Here is a 16,913-nt window from a genome sequence, read left to right on the forward strand (position 1 = left end):
CATGATGCTGTCGGCCGATATAGGGCAGGAATCATTGCTGCTCGAATTGGCCTATGAACTTGAAGAGGCGCGGCCGTGGGCGCGCATTCACGCCACCGGATGATCAGCTGATGGCGGCGACCCGCTTGGCCCGGCCGGCGACCCGCTTCGCCCGGCCGCGCCGCGCTCGCGATCGCCGCAGCCGCGCTCGCGATCGCCGCGGCCCTATTCGGAGCCGAGCTTCTCGAGCATCCTCTTGAATTCACGCTGCTGAGTGTCGGTGAGCCTGGCCAAGATGCGGGCATCGGCACCGCGGACCGCTCCTTCGGCGCGCTTGAGCAGGGCGCGGCCCTGGCCGGTCAGATTCGCGGGGAGCGCGCGCCCGGACGACACCGACGACGGCCGCGCCTCTTCAAGTTCATAGGCCAATTCGAGCAGCAATGATTCCTGCCCTATATCGGCCGACAGCATCATGCCCACCGGCATGCCGTGGGCGGATTGCGCCAGCGGCAGCGAGATCGCGGGTTCGCCGGTGACGTTGTGCAGCGGGGTAAACGAGACCCAGTCGATCAGCCGGCTGATGACCTGTTGGTAATCGGTGGGCGCCAGGAATCCGACGCGGGGCGTCTCGTCGGCGACGGTCGGCGTGAGCACCGCATCGTAGGTACGGAAGAACTGTGCGGTGCGTCGGCGTGCGCGGCGCAGCCGAACGATCGCCGCCGGAAGGCGGTGGGCGTTGCGGCTGGTGTGGTGAAGGAGACCCAGCGTCAGGGTGTCGAGTTTGCTGCGATCAAACGTCTCACCGAACAGGTGCCGCCCAGCGCTTACCTGGGCCAGCGCCAAAAATCCCCAATACATGACGAAGTCGTCGGCGAAACTGGCTGCCACCGGGGGCTCGTCGACGTGTTCGACACGGTGGCCCAGCTCCTCGAGCAGACCGGCGGACTTCAACGTCAGCTCCCGCACCTGCGGACTGCACTCGCGCTGTACCGACCGGGTCAGCACCGCGATCCGCAACCGCTGCCGGCCGGGTGCGGTGACGTCCCCCACCGGTGCCAGCTTGGGATTACGCCAGATCCGCTCGGCCTCGCGGTAAAAGGCCGCGGTGTCACGGACCGAACGGGTCACCACGCCGTTGACGACGACACCGACCGGCATCCGGCGCAGCGTCGCGTCCAGAGGCAGCCGTCCGCGCGACGGTTTGAGTCCGACCAACCCGTTGCAAGCCGCCGGAATCCGAATCGAACCGCCGCCGTCGTTGGCGTGCGCCATGGGCACCACACCCGCGGCGACGAAAGCACCCGAACCCGACGACGACGCGCCGGCGGTGTAGTCGGTGTCCCATGGGTTTCGGACCGGGCCCAGCCGCGGGTGCTCTGCCGCGGCGCTGAACCCGAATTCGGACAACTGCGTCTTGCCCACGGAGATCAGCCCGGTGGCCAGGAACAGCTGGGTGAAGACGCTGTCCGCGGTGGCATTCCTGCTCGTCCACGCGTCGGTGCCGTGCATGCTGGGCTGTCCGGCGACGTCCACGTTGTCCTTGATGCACGTTGGGACCCCGCCGAAGTAACCGCTGGCGGGGTCGGCCGCGACCGCCCGCACCGAGGCCGTCGACCCACTGCTAAATGGGTTGGCGTACGCGGCTTTTGAGCAAGCGCGGGCGATCGCGGCCTCGACCACCTCGGCGCTGCCGACCCTGCCGGATCTCAGGGCGTCGGCCACGCCAACCGCGTCCAGATCGCCAAGGGCATCGTCACCGAACGCGTGCACGTGTCGCATGGCACTGACGCTAGCCCGCGCGCCCGTGCCCCCGGGAGGTTTCCCGGCTTGTGCCGCCCGAATGGGGGTCAGGCCGCAGTCAGGCCTGACCCACCTCGAAGCGGACGAACCGCGTCACCGTGACACCGGCGTCGTCGAGCAGCGCCTTGACGGTCTTCTTGCTGTCGGACACCGACGGCTGCTCGAGCAGCACCGCGTCCTTGAAGAAGCCATTCAGTCGGCCCTCGACGATCTTGGGCAGTGCCTGCTCCGGCTTTCCCTCCGCCTTGGCTGTTTCCTCCGCGATGCGGCGTTCGCTGGAGACCACGTCCTCCGGCACGTCGTCGCGGGACAGGTAGCGGGCCTTGAGCGCCGCGATCTGCAGCGCCACGGCGTGAGCCGCCTCAGCGGCGGATCCAGCGTCGGAGCCTTCGTACTCGACCAGCACACCGACCGCGGGAGGCAGGTCGGCCGCCCGCCGGTGCAGGTAGGTCTCGACGGTGCCGTCGAAGTTCGCGACGCGGCGCAACTCCAACTTCTCGCCGATCTTGGCCGACAGCTCCGCGATCGCCTGCTCGACGGTCTTGTCACCGACGGTGGCGGCCTTGAGCTCGTCGACGTCCTTGGCCTTCGACGACACGGCCGCGGCGACGATCTGGTCGGCCAGCGCCTGGAACTCCGCGTTCTTGGCGACGAAGTCGGTCTCGCTGTTCAGCTCGATCAGCGCGCCGCCCTGGGCCGCGACCAGACCTTCGGCCGTCGCACGCTCGGCGCGCTTGCCGACGTCCTTGGCGCCTTTGATGCGGAGCGCCTCGACGGCCTTGTCGAAGTCGCCGTCGTTTTCGGCCAGCGCATTCTTGCAGTCGAGCATGCCGGCACCGGTGAGTTCCCGAAGCCGCTTGACGTCGGCAGCGGTGAAGTTCGCCATTTCAGCCTTCCGTGGGTGTTGGTTCGGGGGTGCCCGCAGCGGCGTCGGTGGGGGCGGTGGCGGTGGCGGAGGCCAGCAGCTCCTGCTCCCATTCGGCGAGCGGCTCGGCGGCCTCGGCCTCGGGCTTGCCGTCGCCGCGGCCGACTCCGGCGCGGGCCTGCAGTCCCTCGGCGACTGCGGAAGCGATCACCTTGGTCAGCAACGCGGCCGAACGGATCGCGTCGTCGTTGCCCGGAATCGGGTAGTCGACCTCGTCGGGGTCGCAGTTGGTGTCCAGGATCGCGATGACCGGGATACCGAGTTTGCGGGCCTCGCCGACGGCGATGTGCTCCTTGTTGGTGTCGACGACCCAGATTGCCGAGGGCACCTTGGCCATGTCGCGGATACCGCCGAGGCTGCGGTCCAGCTTGTTCTTCTCGCGGGTCAGCATCAAGATTTCCTTCTTGGTGCGGCCCTCGAAGCCACCGGTCTGCTCCATCGCCTCGAGTTCCTTGAGGCGCTGCAGCCGCTTGTGCACGGTGGAGAAGTTGGTCAGCATGCCGCCCAGCCAGCGCTGGTTCACGTACGGCATGCCGACGCGAGTGGCCTCGGCGGCGACGGACTCCTGCGCCTGCTTCTTGGTTCCGACGAACAGCACGCTGCCGCCGTGGGCGACGGTCTCTTTGACGAACTCGTACGCCTGGTCGATGAAGGTCAGCGTCTGCTGCAGGTCGATGATGTAGATGCCGTTGCGGTCGGTGAAGATGAACCGCTTCATTTTGGGATTCCAGCGACGGGTCTGGTGCCCGAAGTGGGTGCCGCTGTCCAGCAGCTGCTTCATGGTTACGACGGCCATGGTTATGCCTTACTTGTGTCGGTTGTCGCCTGGCATCGGGTGAGGCCGGGCCCTGGCGGCTGCTGCGATGCCGGACCCAACCGGGAAACCCGGTCGGGACCGCCCGGCATGCGATTGCGTTCTCCTAGTGGAACCAGAGACGCGACGCAGACGCGCGAAGTCAGCCCGCGAACGAGCTGCGACCAGCAGTTTACACCGACTTAGCAGGTGGTTTTGCCACGCTTCCCCAACCGGGCCGCTCATCCACAACACCGGCGGGGCCGGATAGCCATGCCGGCGCTGGCGCGCTGAACTGCCCGGATGCGGTGGAAAGCGCTGCTGCTATGTGCGGGCCTGGTCAACGCGGTGCCGGCGGTTGCCGCCGAGGATCGCCTGGACTGGCCGCTGCGGCCGCCCCCGGCCGTCGCCCGGGCCTTCGACGCCCCGTCTCCCAACTGGAAACCCGGACACCGGGGCGTGGACCTGCCCGGCACCGCCGGTGAGCCGGTGTACGCCGCGGGCGCCGGGACCGTGGTATTCGCCGGGCTGCTGGCCGGACGGCCAGTGGTGTCGCTGGCCCATCCCGGCGGATTGCACACCAGCTATGAGCCGGTCCGGGCGGTCGTGCGGGTCGGCCAGCCGGTGACGGCGGCGACGGTGATCGGCGAGCTGATGGTCGGACATGCCGGGTGCCCTGTCGCGGCGTGTTTGCATTGGGGCGCGATGTGGGGCCCGTCGTCGGGTGCGGACTACGTCGATCCGCTGGGTCTGCTGAAGTCCACGCCGATCCGGCTCAAACCCCTGAACCGCGCAGCGGCCGGGCCTCACGCCCGAGGATGGGCCTGATCGTGTACCGCCCGCAACCGGGACACCGCGACGTGGGTGTACAGCTGGGTGGTCGCCAGGCTCGAGTGGCCGAGCAACTCCTGGACAACCCGCAGGTCAGCGCCGCCTTCGAGCAGATGTGTGGCCGCGCTGTGCCGCAGGCCATGCGGCCCGATGTCCGGCGCGCCGTCCACCGCGGCGACGGTCTGATGGACCACCGTGCGCGCCTGGCGAACGTCGAGGCGGCGGCCCCGCGCGCCCAGCAGCAGCGCGGGACCCGACTCCGCGGTCACCAGCGCCGGGCGGCCGTCGGCCAGCCAGGCGTCGAGCGCGTCGTCGGCCGGCCCGCCGAACGGCACGCTGCGTTGTTTGTTGCCCTTGCCGAGCACGCGCAGCAGCCGATGCCGGGTGTCGACGTCGTCGATGTCCAGCCCGCACAGCTCGCTGACGCGGATCCCGGTGGCATACAACATCTCCACGATCAGCCGGTCCCGCAGCGCCATCGGATCACCCTGCTGCGCACCGGATTTGGCGGCCGCCATGGCATCTGCGGCCTGGTCCTGGCGCAGCACCGAGGGCAGCGTGCGGTGCGCCTTGGGGACCTGCAGCCGGGCGGCCGGGTCCGCGGTGAGCAGGCCGCGCCGCACGGCCCATGCGGTGAAGGCCTTGACCGCCGAGGTGCGGCGGCCCAGCGTCGTGCGGGCGACACCCGTCGCGGCCGCGGCGGACAGCCAAGAGCGCAGCAGGGGCAGGCTCAGCCCGTCCAAACCGGCGCCGCGGTCCTCGATGAAGGCGAGCAACGAGCGCAGGTCGCCGAGGTAGGCGCGACGGGTATGCGCTGAACGGCCGCATTGCAAATCCAGGTATTCGTCGAACTCGTCGAGGATCGCCTGCACTCCCCCACGGTCGCAGGCGGCGCCCGGGGCGCTCTAGTCGACGCGCCGAAGCGTGTCCGGGGTGAGATCTTTGAGCGTGGGATAGCCGTCGACGGCCATGATGAGGTCCGCTTCGGCCAGGATCGAGCGCAGCACGTGCACGATGCCGTCGGCGCCGCCGAGCGCCAGCCCGTAGGCGTACGGCCGACCAATGCCCACGGCCGTGGCCCCCAGCGCGAGCGCTTTGACGACGTCGGCGCCGCTGCGGATCCCCGAGTCGAACAGGACCGGCAACCCATCGGCCGCGTCGACGACTCCGGGCAGGCACGCGAGTGCGGGCAGGCCGCCGTTGGCCTGGCGACCGCCGTGCGTGGAGCAGTAGATGCCGTCGACACCGCCGTCCTTGGCGCGCCGCGCATCGTCAGGATGACAAATGCCCTTGATGATCAGCGGCAGGTTGGTCAGCGACCGCAACCAGCCGAGGTCGTCCCAAGTCAGGGGGTTTCCGAAGGTCGTTACCCACTGGAGCACGGTGCCTTGCGGGTCCTCTTCCGGGGGGCGCTGCAGGCCGGCACGGAAGACCGGATCGCTGGTGTAGTTGCTCAGGCAGAGACCCCGCAGCTGGGGAAAGTTGGCAGTGGTGAGGTCTCGCGGCCGCCACCCGGGGATCCAGGTGTCGAGAGTGACGATGATCCCCTTGTAGCCGGCGGCTTCGGCCCGCTGGACGAGGCTGGCGGCCAGGTCACGATCCTTGGGTGTGTACAGCTGGAAGAAGCCGGGGGTGTCACCGAATTGCGCGGCGACGTCTTCCATCGGGTCGGCGGTCAGGGTGGAGACGACCATCGGGACGCCGGTGGCCGCCGCCGCGCGCGCGGTCGCCAGGTCACCGTGGCCGTCTTGGGCGCAAATGCCGATGACGCCGATCGGCGCCATGAACACCGGCGATGGCAAGGTCAGGCCGAACATCTCCACCGAGAGGTCGCGGGCCGCGGCACCGACGAACATGCGCGGTATCAGTCCCCAGCGATCGAACGCCTCGCGGTTGGCCCGCTGCGTGCGTTCGTCGCCGGCGCCGCCGGTGACGTACGACCAGATCGACGGCGGCATGGCCCGCCCGGCCCGGGCCTCCAGCTCCGCGAATGCCATCGGCAGCGCGGGCGCCACCCCTCCCAGGCCCCTGAAGTAGATCTCGTTCTGGTAATCGCCGAATGCCATGGAAAAGACAATGCCAGGCGGGCGTCAGGCTGACGAGTTCGCCGACTCTGCCTGCGCCAGTTCCTTCTTCCATTGCCGGAAGGTCTCTTCGGTGCGGCCGCGGCGCCAATATCCCGAGATCGACGACGCCCATTTGGCGTCCACGCCGCGCTCCTTGCGGATGTAGGGGCGCAGATTGTGCATGACGGCCTGGGCCTCGCCGTGGATGAAGACGTGCACCTGCCCGGGCAGCCAGGGGGCGCTGGTGACGGCCTCGATCAGCGGCGCGTGGTCGCCGGCACGGTCCTCGGGAACCAGGTCGGCGCGGCCGCCGCGATACACCCAGTGCACCTCGACGCCTTCGGGTGCGGTCAGCGGGATCTCGTCCTCTTGCCCCGCGACCTCGATGAAGGCCTTGCCGACCGCGCTGGGCGGCAACGCTTCCAGCGCCGCGGCGATGGCCGGCAGCGCCGATTCGTCGCCGGCCAGCAGGTGCCAGTCGGCGGCCGGGTCCGGTGTGTACGCCCCGCCTGGGCCCATCAGGTAGATCGGCTGACCGGGCTGGGCGGTGGACGCCCATTGGCCCGCCATGCCGTGCTCTCCGTGCACGACGATGTCGAGCGTGATGCGGCGTTTCTCGACATCGACGTGGCGGACGGTAAGCGTCCGCACCGAAGGCTTTTTCTCCGGCGGCAGCTCCGCGAAGCTGTCGAGGGTCAGCGGCTCGGGCAAGCCGGCCACGTCGACGTCGTCGGCGATGAACACCAGCTTGACGTAGGAGTCGGTGAACTTGCTCGGCACGAAAGCGTCAAAGTCCTTGCTCCCGAGCACTATCCGCGCCATGTGCCGTGTGAGTTGTTCGGTACCGACAACTTCGAAGCGTTGCAGTGGTCGACCCGCCACTTGTCCTCCTGTCCAAACCCCAACCCCCGGTCGACTATACGAGTCGCGTCGCTGACGCAGCCTGACCTGCGGCGACCCGGACTATTCGCCACCGCCCGTCCTGGCGCTGCACCAACCCGGCGAGCTCGAGCTCGCCAGCGGCCCCAGCGCCAGCTCGGGCACCATTCCCGATGCGACGGCGATCTCGTCGACCGTGGCCGCGCCGCGGCCCGGCAATGCCTCGTAGACGCGGCGTTCGGCGTCGCTGAGGTCATCGAGTGGCGTCGTCGGATGGGGCTCGTCGCAGGCCAGTTCGCCGATGTGGCCGACAAGCTCGACGACGTGGTCGGCGCGGGTGACCAGCTCGGCGCCGTTGCGCAGCAGGGCATGGCAGCCCGCCGACGCCGACGACGTGACGGGCCCCGGCACCGCCGCGACCACCCGCCCCAACGCCCGCGCCCAGCCCGCGGTATTGGCCGCGCCGCTACGCAGGCCGGCCTCCACCACCACGGCGGCCCCGACTATGGCGGCAACCAGGCGATTACGCGTCAGGAACCGGTGGCGGGCCGGGCGGATGCCGGGCGCGTATTCGGTGAACAGCAGGCCCTGCTGGGCGATCCGATGCAACAGTGCGGTGTGACCGCTCGGGTAGGGAACATCGAGCCCGCCGGCCAGGACGGCCACGGTGATTCCGTCGCAGTCCAGCACGGCGCGGTGCGCCGCGCCGTCGATGCCGTAGGCGCCGCCCGAGACCACCGCGACGTCGCGCTGCGCCAACCCAGCCGCCAGCTCGCCCGCAACGTGCTCGCCGTACGCGGTCGAAGCGCGCGTCCCGACCACGGCCGCGGCCCGATGGGCGGCCTCGTCGAGCCGCACGGGTCCCAGCGCCCACAAGACCATCGGTGAAACCATCGGCGCCCCGCCGCCGGGTCGCGGGGCGGCTCCGTGGAATGCGGCGAACGCCAGCAGCGGCCACTCGTCATCGTCCGGGGTGATCAACCGCCCGCCACGCCGGGCTAGCATCTCGAGATCGTCTGCGCTGCAGTCGATCTCGCGACGCGCCTCGGTGCGCCGGGCCAGGCTGTCGTCGACCAGTCCACGTCGGATGCGCTCGGCGGCTTCTACCGGGCCGACCCGCAGCACCAGGGCGGCGAGTTCGGCGCAGGGCGGCTCGGCGACCCGCGACAGATAGGCCCACGCGCGCAGCGCGGGATCGTCGAGCGGCGTCATCATCGCTGGGCCCCCGGTTGGCGGAAGCTGAGTGCGGCGGCGACTTCGTCGGTCCCCGGAGACGTGCGGCCGGCCAGGTCGGCCAGGCTCCACGCGACGCGCAACGTGCGGTCGAGGCCGCGGATGCTGAGCAGTCCGCGATCCAACGCCCTTTGCAGCGGCTCCATCGCCGCGTTGCTGGGACGGAATTTTCGGCGCAGCAGCGCCCCACTGACTTCGGCGTTGGTGCGAAATCCATGTGGCAGCCAGCGCTGCGCGGCCGCCGCGCGGGCCAGCGCCACCCGGTGCCGGACCCTGCGCCGTCGATTCACCGTCTCCGCCCGCAAACGCCCCGGCCTTCACCTGATGCATCTGCACGCGGAGATCCACCCGGTCCAGCAGCGGCCCCGACAGCTTGCCCAGGTATCGGCGCTTGGCCGCCGCCGCGCACATGCAGTCCTGCGGGTCGGCCGGGGCGCACGGGCACAGGTTGGCGGCTAGCACCAGCTGGAACCGGGCGGGATAACACGCCACCCCGTCGCGGCGAGCGAGGCGAATCTCGCCGTCTTCCAACGGTGTTCGCAGGGCTTCCAGCGCGCTGACCCGGATCTCGGCGCACTCGTCCAGGAAGAGCACCCCGCGATGCGCGCGGCTGACGGCGCCCGGGCGCGCCATCCCGGACCCTCCACCGACGAGCGCTGCGACGCTGGAACTGTGATGTGGCGCCACCAAAGGCGGTCTGGTGATCAACGGCGTATCGCCCGACAGCAGGCCGGCCACCGAGTGAATCGCCGTGACTTCCAGGGACTCGGCCTCGGTCAGCGGCGGCAGCAACCCCGGGAGGCGTTGGGCAAGCATGGTTTTGCCTACTCCCGGAGGCCCGGTGAGCATGAGGTGGTGAGCTCCGGCGGCGGCCACCTCCACCGCGAATCGCGCCTGCGTCTGCCCGACCACGTCGACCAGGTCCGCCTCCGGCTCGCCGCCCGTGGGCTGCGCGTCGATCCTGCCGCCCAAGGCGCCGCTGCCGCTGAGCCACTTCTGCAGCTGCCCCAGGGTACGCACACCCCACACGTCGATGCCGTCGACCAGGCTGGCCTCGGCGAGGTTGTCGGCCGGAACCACCACGGCCGGCCATCCGTCGCGCTTGGCGGCCAGCACGGCGGGCAGCACCCCGCGCACCGGCCGGACCCGCCCGTCCAGCGACAGCTCGCCGAGCAGCACCGTCTTCTCGAGCCGGTCCCATGGGTTCTTGCGCTGGGCGGACAAGACCGCGGCGGCCAGGGCGATGTCGTAGACCGACCCCATCTTGGGCAGCGTCGCCGGCGACAGCGCCAGGGTGAGCCGCGCCTGGGGCCAGTCGTTGCCGCAGTTGGTGACGGCCGCCCGGACGCGGTCGCGCGACTCCTGCAGGGCCGCGTCGGGCAGGCCCACCAGGTGCACGCCCGGCAGCCCGGAGGTGATGTCGGCTTCGATCTCCACGATCTGTCCGTCCACGCCGCGCACCGCGACGGAGAACGCGCGTCCCAGCGCCATCAGCCGATCCCTTGCAGGTGGGTGATCTCGGGGGTGCGGCGGCGCCCGACCCGCACGCCGATCACATCGATGCGGATTGCCGCGCAGCGCCGGTCCTGGCCGGCCAGCCACAGGCCCGCCAGCCTGCGCAGCCGCAGCACCTTGCGCGGGGTCACGGCGTGGGCCAGTCCCCCGTACCCGTCCCCGGTGCGGGTCTTCACCTCGACGAACACCACCGTCGACGTTGCGTCGTCGCGGGCGATGATGTCGAGTTCGCCGTAGCGGCAGCGCCAGTTGCGCGCCACGATCCGCAATCCCATCCGTACTAAGTGATCCGCGGCGAGCGCCTCGCCCATCGCGCCCAGCTGGATCCGGGTCATCGTCGTTTCGGTCGTCATGGGGCCAAGGTGCCCCGCGCCCCCGACGAGACGGGCCATCATCGCGACCCGCGGCCGCCCGCACCGGCCGGTTATCCCCAGTGCCGCGGCCATCCACAGCCGGGCACGGCTAGGTGACCCGGTCCGCCGAAAACCGGATCGCCCGTTGCGTTCACGTCCCCGCGGCCAGCGCTTCCAGCGTCTCGGCCGACGAGTGCAGCGGACGCCAGCCCAGTTGGGTCTTGGCCTTGGTGGTGTCCATCACCATCGAGGTCCGCGCGGTGTGCAGCCATTCCAGCATCGACGGCACCCCCGGCACCCGCGAGATCGCCGCCGAGGCCGCCGTCGCGGCGACAGCGGGGACCCGCACGGGGCGTCCGCCCAGCGCCCTGGCCACGTCGGCCACGGACACCACCCCGTCGCCGGCGAGGTTGTACGCCCCCGGCGGCGCCGGGGTGGTGGCCGCCAGCGCGATCGCCGTCGCCACGTCGTCGTGGTGGACCAGTTGCAGCGGGTAACCCGGATCGGGCACCACCGGCTTCAGGACCGGGACGGCTTTGACCACCGCACGCACCGGACCGGGCAATTGATTCCACGGCATGGCGTCCGCCAGGGCGGTGGCGCTGGGCCCAGCCACCACACAGGGCCGCAGAACATAAACCTCCAGCGACGAGTCCTTGGTGATGTCGGCGAGCAGCTTCTCGCACGCCGCCTTCTGCTCGGAGTAATAGTGCTCCGCGGATCCCCGGGCGGCCACGTCCTCGGTCAGCGGGGTGGGGTTATCGGAGTGGTAGCCGTATGCCGCCACCGACGAGGTGTACACCAGCCGCCGGGGCCGTTCGGCGGCCACCGTCGCCTCGAACACGTTGCGGGTGCCTTCGAGATTCACCCGGGCGCTCTCCTCGCGCGAACCCATGATGATGAAGGCCAGGTGGATCACCACGTCGGCCTGCTCGACCAAGGCGTCGACGGCCTCGCGGTCCAGGATGTCGCCTTGCTGGTAGCTGGTCTTCAGCCAGCCGCGCGACGACGGGTCAAACGGCCGGCGAGCCATCCCGATGATTGCGTCGACGGCGGGTTCGCGCTCAAGCGCCGTCACCGCGGAGATACCGATCTCCCCGGTTGGTCCTGTCACCGCAACGGTCACTCCCATCAGCACGTCCTTCCCTCTCGCGGCCAACTGAAACCCGCGCGCGTGGTAGAACCATCTTTCCAGCGTCTCGCGATTCATGACCCTCCGGACGTGCGCTCCGCGCAGCGTCAGCGGGTTTGGCGGTCAACGGTGACCAGCAAGATGCCCGGATCGGCGCATCCGGACGAAACGGCGTGTAAGGCTGGTACCGGCGGCGGATAATCTACGGCGATCGAACGCCGATAACACCGCCGACACCGCAGGAATGAGGCATGACATGGCGGACCAATCGACGACTGGCGCGGACCCGTCCGCGACGGCCGGGGAAAAGGCCGACCCGGCGACGGTTTTCGCCGCCCTCGCAGAAATCATCTATCAGGGCTCCGACGCCAACCAGATGTATGCGGCCATCTGCATCGCCGCCACCCTGACCGTCCGTGGTTGCGACCACGCCAGCGTGTTGGTGCGCGAGAACGACAGATACGTCACCGTCGGTGCCAGCGACCGGCTCGCCAAGCAGATTGACGACATCGAAAGGCGGGCCGGAGACGGCCCCTGCATCGACGCCATCGAGGAGGAGACGCCGCAGATCGACACCGATCTGACGACGCCGTCGCTATGGCCGCGACTGGCAAAAATCCTGGTCGCCGAGACTCCGGTGCGCGGCGCGATGGGATTTCGGCTCCTGGTCGACAAGCGCAAAGGGGCCGCGCTCAACTTGTTCAGCGACACCCCGAACATGTTCGACGCCGAGTCCGCGGGCCGGGCCGCGGTGCTGGCCGCGTTCGCCAGCGTCGCCATCAACGCGGTCGCCAAAGGCGAGGATGCGACCAGCCTGCGACGCGGACTGCTCAGCAACCGCGAGATCGGCAAGGCCGTCGGCATGCTGATGCTGCTGCACGACATGAGCGAGGACGAGGCGTTCGACCTGCTGAGGCGCCACTCCCAGTCGCTGAACATCAAGCTGGCCGACGTCGCCCGGGAGGTCATCGAGCAGCGCGGCCAGCTGCCCGTCCCCGGCGATGACCAGCTTCCGCCGAATAGCTAGCGCCGGCTACTCGGGTAGCCGCAGCTCCGGCTTTTCGACCTCTTCGATGTTGACGTCCTTGAAGGTGACCACCCGCACCTGCTTGACGAACCGCGCCGGCCGGTACATGTCCCACACCCAGGCGTCGGACAGCCGCAGCTCGAAGTAGACCTCGCCGTCGGCGTTGCGCGGCGTCATCTCGACGCTGTTGGCCAGGTAGAACCGCCGTTCGGTCTCCACGACGTAGCTGAACTGGCCGACGATGTCCTTGTATTCGCGGTACAGCGAGAGCTCCATCTCGGTTTCATACTTTTCGAGATCTTCTGCGCTCATCTGCTCAGACGTCCTTCTCCCAGACAGGTCTCCCCGGGCATGCCGGCGCTAGCTGCCGTTCGCCGGTGCGGCAATCCTGGTCTCATCTTTCCTCACCGATCTTCGCCGCGCTGCAGCGGTGGGTCCGGTTGGCATTCGGCCACCACCCGCTCGCCCGACCCGTTGGCCACGCGCCGCACGTTGATGAATGAATAACGATGCTCGGAGCACGGGCCCAGCCGGGCCAGCGCCGTGCTGTGCGCCGGCGTGCTGTAGCCCTTATGCAGGGCGAAGCCGTATCCGGGATGGTCGGCCTCCATCGCGACCATCAACCGGTCCCGGCTGACCTTGGCCAGCACGCTGGCCGCCGCGATACACGCCGCGACCGCGTCGCCACCGATCACGGGCAGCGACGGGACCGCCAGGCCCGGCACCCGGAAACCGTCGCTCAGCACGTAGCCGGGCCGCACCGACAGCCCGGCGACGGCGCGGCGCATCCCCTCGATGTTGGCGACATGCACGCCGCGGCGGTCCACCTCGGCCGGCGGGATGAACACCACGTGATAGGCCAGCGCATAACGGCGAATCAGCGGGAACAGCTTCTCGCGGGCGGCCTCGGTCAGTTTCTTGGAATCATCAAGCGCGGCAAGGCTTTCCATCCTCCCTGTTCCGAGCACACAGGCCGCCACCACCAGGGGTCCAGCGCAGGCGCCGCGGCCTACCTCGTCGACGCCGGCCACCGGCCCCATACCGCTGCGGTACAGCGCGGATTCCAGGGTGCGCAACCCCGACGATTTACGGATCACCGTCCGCGGCGGCCACGTCGTGGCCATGGCTACCGATTCTGTTGCGGGTTCACCGATCCCACGCCGCCCCAGCGGGACGGCGGCCACACGATGAACCTGGCTTTTCCGATCACGTTGGACACCGGTACGGTGCCCGACGTCGGGTCGCCGGTGCACAGGACGCCCTTGAGGGCTTCGGCCGGGATGCTGGTGCAGTGCGCCCGCGAGTCCGCCGAGTGCGTGCGGTTGTCGCCCATCACCCACAGTCGCCCGGCCGGGACGGCGACCGGCCCGAACTCGCTGCCCAGGCAGGGGTACACCGTCGGGTCGGCGGCCATCGTGTTGCGATCCAGGTACGGCTCCTTCAGCGGCTTGCCGTCGACCGTCAACCCCGTGTCGGCCCGGCACTGCACGGTCTGCCCACCGACCGCGATGACCCGTTTGACCAGGTCGTTCTCGTCGGGCGGCACGAAGCCGATGAAGGACAGCGCGTTCTGCACCCAGCGCAGCACGGTGTTGTTGGACCGGATCGACTTGTAACCGAGGTTCCACGGCGGGGGGCCCTTGAAAACGACGACGTCGCCAGGGCGGGGAGAGCTGAAACGGTAGCTGACCTTGTCCACCATGATCCGGTCACCGACACAGCCCGTGCACCCGTGCAGCGTGGGCTCCATGGATTCCGACGGGATCAGGTAGGGCCGTGCCACGAACGTCAACATGACGTAGTAGAGGACGACGGCGATCACCGCGAGGATCGCGAATTCGCGCAGCGTCGAACGCTTGGAGTCCGCCGGTTCGGCCTGGTCGTCCGTTTCCGCCACCGGCGCCGGTTCGGGGATCGAGCCGGCCGTGGCCTCGGCCTCGTCCGGGCGCGTCTCCGGGTTGCGGGTAGAAACCTTCGGATCTGACTCGCCGGCGTGGGACTCGGGCTTCGAGGAATCCGCGGTATCGGTCACGAGATCAGCGTAACCAGCGCACGTCGTGGCCCGGTCAACCGGCGCACCGGAGAATCGGTGGGACGAATCAGCAGCGCCGCCAAGGCGTCCCGGCTCAGCGCTTCTCCTTGATCTTGGCTTTCTTGCCGCGCAGCTCACGCAGGTAGTACAGCTTCGCGCGGCGGACGTCACCGCGGGTCACCACCTGGATGTGGTCGATGTTGGGCGAGTGCACCGGGAAGGTCCGTTCGACGCCGACGCCATAGCTTTCCTTGCGCACGGTGAAGGTCTCGCGGATGCCGCCGCCCTGGCGACGGATCACCACGCCCTTGAACACCTGGATACGCTCTTTGGCGCCCTCGATGACCTTGACGTGCACGTTGACGGTGTCACCCGGGCCGAACACCGGGATGTCGTCGCGCAGCGACGCCTGATCGACGAAGTCCAGCCGGTTCATGCGAGACACTTCCTTGAGGTCGCGGCCGACGGCAGCTACCCACACGCAGGTGTGAGGCGGCCGCCAAGCCGATGGTTTCGGGCTTTCTGGCGCATCTCGCAGCAGGCGGGAAACGGCTCAACCGGCCTGCAACCGCTGGAGACAACTGGTCAATTGTGCCAGATGGGGCGCTTGCCGCGAAAATCACAGCGAGTCGGCGGTGCACAGCGCGCCAAACCCGCTGGTAAATGGTAAATATGACTGGGGTCAGAACGCGCTGCCCGCACAGGAGCGTGATGGCCGGTGCCGGTGGTGCGAGGGGCCCGCTGTTGCACTGTGCCGACGTCACGCCGGAGGAGAGGAATGCGGGTACATCCGCTGACGCTGATCACCGCCACCGCGGCGGTGACGTTGGTGGTTGCCGCCGGTTCCGAAGCGCTGGTCCAGGCGAAGGTGTACAACCTTCCGGTCACCGCGCCCGTTCGGGTCGTCTCCGCGCCGCCCACCTCGGCTCCCCCGCCGTCGGCCGCGCTGATAATCGGTGCGGCCGCTCCCCCACAGGCGGCCCAGGCGCTACCGAGCCCGGGATTCGGTCAGCTGCAGGCCCGCGTCCAGCGTGCCACCGACGAGGCCGCCGGCAGCGGCGCCGCCCTGTCGGTGGCCATCCTCGACCGATCCACCCATCAGCTGATCGCCAACGGAAACAGCCAGGTCATCGGCACCGCGTCGGTGGCCAAGTTGTTCATCGCCGACGATCTGTTGCTGCACGAGAGCGAGGGCAAGGCGCCGCTGAGCGCCGATGACCGCCAAGCCCTGGACATCATGCTGGAGTCATCCGACGACGGCGCGGCCGAGAGGTTCTGGGGTCAAGGGGGCGGAGCCGCCATCATCACCGAGGTGGCCGCCCGCTACGGCCTGTCCTCCACCACCCCGCCCAGCGATGGGCGGTGGTGGAACACCATGAGCTCGGTGACCGACCTGATTCGCTACTACGAGATGCTGCTGGACGGATCGGGCGGCCTGCCGGCTGATGACGCCAAGATCATCGTCAACGACCTGGCGCAGTCCACCCCCAACGGGCTCGACGGCTACCCGCAGCGATTCGGCATCCCCGACGGTCTGTACGCCGAGCCGGTCGCGGTCAAGCAAGGGTGGATGTGCTGCATCGGCAGCGACTGGATGCATCTTTCGACCGGGGTGATCGGCGCGGACCGCCGCTTCATCATGGTGGTCCAGTCCCTGCAGACCACCGATGACGCCACGGCCCGCGACACCATCACCCGCGCGGTGAAGACGATCTTCCCCGACGGCCGCATTGACGCGCCCCGACACGGGCTCTAGCGAGCCGCATCGTCATCGTCGGGCTGGAGCCGATCGCCCGGCTCGAGCAGCTCGGGGCGGCGTTCGCGGGTGCGCTGTAGCGAGATCTCCCTGCGCCACGCCGCGATTCGTGCGTGGTCACCCGATAGCAGCACCTCGGGAACCTCGAGCCCACGCCAGCTCGGCGGCCGGGTATAGCTCGGACCCTCCAGGCGCCGGTCCAGTGCCGGCGAGTGCGAATCCTCCCGGTGCGACGCGGGATTGCCGAGGACGCCGTCGAGCAGGCGCAGCACGGCCTCGATCATGACCAGGGCCGCCGACTCGCCCCCGGGCAGGACGTAGTCGCCGATCGAAACCTCCTCGACCCGCATCCGCCCCGCGGCATCCTCGATGACCCGCTGGTCGATCCCCTCGTAGCGACCGCACGCGAACACCAGGTGGGCCTCGGCGCTCCAGCGCGCGGCCGTCGCCTGCGTGAACAATCGGCCTGCCGGGGTGGGAACAATCAAAAGCGTTTCCGCAGAGGCGATTTCGTCGAGCGCCTCACCCCACACCGGCGCCTTCATCACCATCCCCGGGCCACCGCCGTAGGGCGAATCGTCGACCGAGCGGT

Annotated in this window: 16 protein-coding genes and 4 pseudogenes; 4 read left to right on the forward strand and 16 right to left on the reverse strand. The window is 69.3% G+C overall.

The annotated features are described in order from the left end of the window. On the forward strand, positions 1-103 hold a 103-nt coding region (locus A5652_RS28415), incomplete at its 5' end, for a hypothetical protein (RefSeq protein WP_232001113.1). A 101-nt stretch (positions 104-204) separates the two neighbouring features. Here A5652_RS28415 and A5652_RS28420 read toward each other — a convergent pair. From A5652_RS28420 to rpsB, 4 genes and pseudogenes are all read right to left on the reverse strand, one after another. Next, a pseudogene (locus A5652_RS28420) lies at positions 205-390 on the reverse strand (MarR family transcriptional regulator); the annotation flags it as partial. Continuing rightward, a pseudogene (locus tag A5652_RS07285) lies at positions 379-1,758 on the reverse strand (amidase); the annotation flags it as partial. The pseudogenes A5652_RS28420 and A5652_RS07285, both read right to left, overlap by 12 nt. 79 nt (positions 1,759-1,837) lie before the next feature. After that, positions 1,838-2,665 (reverse strand): translation elongation factor Ts, encoded by an 828-nt coding sequence (gene tsf / locus A5652_RS07290; RefSeq protein ID WP_067348460.1) that lies wholly within the window; start codon positions 2,663-2,665, stop codon positions 1,838-1,840. A gap of 1 nt (position 2,666) precedes the next feature. Then, on the reverse strand, positions 2,667-3,500 hold the full coding sequence (gene rpsB / locus A5652_RS07295) for a 30S ribosomal protein S2 (RefSeq protein ID WP_067348463.1): 834 nt from the start codon (positions 3,498-3,500) through the stop codon (positions 2,667-2,669). Positions 3,501-3,800: 300 nt separating this feature from the next. On the opposite strand from rpsB, the gene A5652_RS07300 reads away from it, so the two are divergent. Next, a complete protein-coding gene (locus tag A5652_RS07300; RefSeq protein WP_067348469.1) occupies positions 3,801-4,325 on the forward strand; it encodes a M23 family metallopeptidase in 525 nt (174 codons plus the stop codon). Here A5652_RS07300 and A5652_RS07305 read toward each other — a convergent pair. From A5652_RS07305 to A5652_RS07335, 7 genes and pseudogenes are all read right to left on the reverse strand, one after another. After that, positions 4,304-5,200, reverse strand: a complete 897-nt coding sequence (locus tag A5652_RS07305) for a tyrosine recombinase XerC (protein ID WP_067348473.1) — start codon at positions 5,198-5,200, stop codon at positions 4,304-4,306. The genes A5652_RS07300 and A5652_RS07305 overlap by 22 nt on opposite strands. A 33-nt stretch (positions 5,201-5,233) precedes the next feature. Continuing rightward, positions 5,234-6,394: an alpha-hydroxy-acid oxidizing protein gene (locus A5652_RS07310; RefSeq protein WP_067348476.1), complete on the reverse strand. Its 1,161-nt coding sequence runs from the start codon at positions 6,392-6,394 to the stop codon at positions 5,234-5,236. Positions 6,395-6,418: 24 nt separating this feature from the next. Beyond that, a complete protein-coding gene (locus A5652_RS07315) occupies positions 6,419-7,276 on the reverse strand; it encodes a siderophore-interacting protein (RefSeq protein WP_067348479.1) in 858 nt (285 codons plus the stop codon). A 34-nt stretch (positions 7,277-7,310) separates the two neighbouring features. After that, a pseudogene (dprA, locus tag A5652_RS07320) lies at positions 7,311-8,485 on the reverse strand (DNA-processing protein DprA). After that, positions 8,485-9,997, reverse strand: a pseudogene (locus tag A5652_RS07325) (YifB family Mg chelatase-like AAA ATPase). Before A5652_RS07325 ends, dprA begins: the two co-directional pseudogenes overlap by 1 nt. Then, the gene (locus A5652_RS07330; RefSeq protein WP_067348496.1) at positions 9,997-10,374 is read right to left on the reverse strand and encodes a YraN family protein; all 378 of its coding nucleotides are present in this window, start codon (positions 10,372-10,374) and stop codon (positions 9,997-9,999) included. The pseudogene A5652_RS07325 and the gene A5652_RS07330 overlap by 1 nt, the downstream one beginning before the upstream one ends. A 151-nt stretch (positions 10,375-10,525) precedes the next feature. Next, positions 10,526-11,506 (reverse strand): NAD-dependent epimerase/dehydratase family protein, encoded by a 981-nt coding sequence (locus tag A5652_RS07335; RefSeq protein ID WP_067348499.1) that lies wholly within the window; start codon positions 11,504-11,506, stop codon positions 10,526-10,528. A gap of 256 nt (positions 11,507-11,762) precedes the next feature. Here A5652_RS07335 and A5652_RS07340 point away from each other — a divergent pair, with 256 nt between their 5' ends. Further along, positions 11,763-12,533: a GAF and ANTAR domain-containing protein gene (locus A5652_RS07340; RefSeq protein ID WP_067348502.1), complete on the forward strand. Its 771-nt coding sequence runs from the start codon at positions 11,763-11,765 to the stop codon at positions 12,531-12,533. A gap of 6 nt (positions 12,534-12,539) precedes the next feature. Here the strand turns inward: A5652_RS07340 and A5652_RS07345 are convergent, their stop codons facing one another. The 4 genes from A5652_RS07345 to rplS form a co-directional block, all read right to left on the reverse strand. Next, positions 12,540-12,845 (reverse strand): DUF2469 domain-containing protein, encoded by a 306-nt coding sequence (locus A5652_RS07345; protein WP_003875077.1) that lies wholly within the window; start codon positions 12,843-12,845, stop codon positions 12,540-12,542. A gap of 92 nt (positions 12,846-12,937) precedes the next feature. After that, the gene (locus A5652_RS07350; protein ID WP_067348487.1) at positions 12,938-13,657 is read right to left on the reverse strand and encodes a ribonuclease HII; all 720 of its coding nucleotides are present in this window, start codon (positions 13,655-13,657) and stop codon (positions 12,938-12,940) included. A gap of 2 nt (positions 13,658-13,659) precedes the next feature. Continuing rightward, positions 13,660-14,565, reverse strand: coding sequence for a signal peptidase I (gene lepB / locus A5652_RS07355; protein WP_067348489.1), 906 nt, complete (start codon positions 14,563-14,565; stop codon positions 13,660-13,662). A gap of 94 nt (positions 14,566-14,659) precedes the next feature. After that, complete coding sequence (gene rplS, locus A5652_RS07360) at positions 14,660-15,001, reverse strand: 50S ribosomal protein L19 (RefSeq protein ID WP_067130769.1); 342 nt, start codon at positions 14,999-15,001, stop codon at positions 14,660-14,662. Positions 15,002-15,343: 342 nt separating this feature from the next. On the opposite strand from rplS, the gene A5652_RS07365 reads away from it, so the two are divergent. Beyond that, complete coding sequence (locus A5652_RS07365) at positions 15,344-16,321, forward strand: hypothetical protein (protein WP_067348492.1); 978 nt, start codon at positions 15,344-15,346, stop codon at positions 16,319-16,321. Here the strand turns inward: A5652_RS07365 and trmD are convergent. Then, the coding region (trmD, locus tag A5652_RS07370; RefSeq protein ID WP_067348506.1) for a tRNA (guanosine(37)-N1)-methyltransferase TrmD at positions 16,318-16,913 on the reverse strand (596 nt) is incomplete at its 5' end. The genes A5652_RS07365 and trmD overlap by 4 nt on opposite strands.

This window comes from Mycobacterium sp. 1165178.9, assembly GCF_001673555.1.
In the GTDB taxonomy this organism is placed as follows: domain Bacteria; phylum Actinomycetota; class Actinomycetes; order Mycobacteriales; family Mycobacteriaceae; genus Mycobacterium.